Below are 1,497 nucleotides of genomic sequence, written 5' to 3' on the forward strand. Positions count from 1 at the left end.
GCCAGCCGGTGCGCGGCGGCAGGCGCAGCCAGGCGCCGTCGGACCAGAGTGCGACGTTCAGGTCCCACCCCGCCCAGTCGCCCGTCGCTCCGGAGCCGACGATGTAGCGGTCGCCATCGGTGGGGCTGCCGGGCGGCGCTGTCAGATCGCGGTCGAGCACGGAGAGCTGGACGAGCCCATCGAGCAGCCGCAGCGCTTCATTGTGGGTGACGTGCTTCTGGGCCTGCGCCGCCAGGATATAGGGCAGCAGGAGATGGGTGGTGGCGTCGGACATGGGATGGCTTTCAGAAACTGAGGGTGGCGGTTTTGGCCGCGCCCCGCCCGACGAGGACGGAGAGCTGGAAGATGCGGACGGTCAGCGTGTCGCCGGAGCCGAGCGGCGCGCCCCAGTCGGCGGTCTGCTGGGCGGAGGTGTAGACTGCACTGGTGGTGGCCGTGCTCAGAATCCGCTTGACCGCGGCCCCGTCGAGGATCTGGAGGTCGTAGGATTCGAGGTCCTCGGCCAGCGGCACCTCGAGTCCGCCCCAGCTGTCGGCCGCGAGCGCGCGGGACCGGCGCGTCCAGCGGACCGTCAGATCGCCGGGCGTGCGCGGCCTGCGCCATGGCTGCTCGACATGGGCGACGGAGAAGGGTCGCAGCCCGGCGCCCGCGGGCGTGAAGGCTTGCGCGACATAGGTCTCGTCGCTGACCGGACGGCTCGCGGGGCCGATGCGCCAGTTCCACGGGATGCCGAGATCGGCCTCGGTGATCGGCAGCGACGCGAGGCTGTCGTCCAGCACGACTACGCGCGCGCCTGCGGGTGCCGGGTTGCCCATGGCATTCTCGGTCCCGCGCTGGCCCCGCAGCAAGCGGGTCAGCCGATACCGGCCGGGCGCCAGCAGTTCCGCCGCGCCCGCCTGCACGATCTCCCACACGCCGGGCGCGCTCTCGATGGCCAGCGCGTTGGCCCCGCCGAACAGCGTCAGGTCGGTGACGCTCTCCAGCGTGCCGGTCAGCAGATCGATCATCAGCGCATTGCCGAGATCGAAGCGCGACGTCGGTCCCGCAAAGAAGTCCGTGACCAACGCCCCGATCCGGGCGCGACTGCCGAACGTGGTCAGCAGCTCGAACCCGTCCGTGGAAGGGCTGCGGAACACCGCCATCTCGCCGGGCCAGGGAACCGCGTGCGCGGCGACCAGCGGCCGATGCGCGGGCTGGTCTTCCGTCAACTGCGGCAGGTCCATCAGCACCGCCTCCGGCGCGCCGAACACCACGGCGCGCGTCAGCGACGCCGCTCGAGGATCGCCGGGCGGCAGGTCGTAGGTCGCACGGTCCTGGCGCACCGCCTCAATGCCGCGCGCCTCCGCGTCGGCGATGGAGACGAGCCGCAGGTCGACCAGCCGCCCGTCATGCGCGAGCCGGATGGCATCGGCCGGGTCCAACGCGAGGCGCGAGGGCGGCAGACGGAACGCCGCCGTCTCGCGCCCCACCCACGCCTCCATCAGCGCGCGGCGGCAG

Annotated in this window: 2 protein-coding genes; both read right to left on the reverse strand. The window is 72.3% G+C overall.

Annotation, left to right across the window (positions count from 1 at the left end; genetic code table 11):
* Window positions 1–274, reverse strand: a 274-nt coding sequence (locus tag E3D03_RS20685) for a DUF2793 domain-containing protein (protein WP_263568517.1), incomplete at its 3' end; no start/stop codon positions are given.
* Between the two features lie 10 nt (window positions 275–284).
* A partial coding sequence (locus E3D03_RS20690; RefSeq protein ID WP_263568518.1) for a phage tail protein occupies window positions 285–1,497 on the reverse strand: 1,213 nt, incomplete at its 5' end.

Source organism: Paracoccus sp. DMF (assembly GCF_004407025.1).
Taxonomy (GTDB): Bacteria; Pseudomonadota; Alphaproteobacteria; order Rhodobacterales; family Rhodobacteraceae; genus Paracoccus; species Paracoccus aminovorans_B.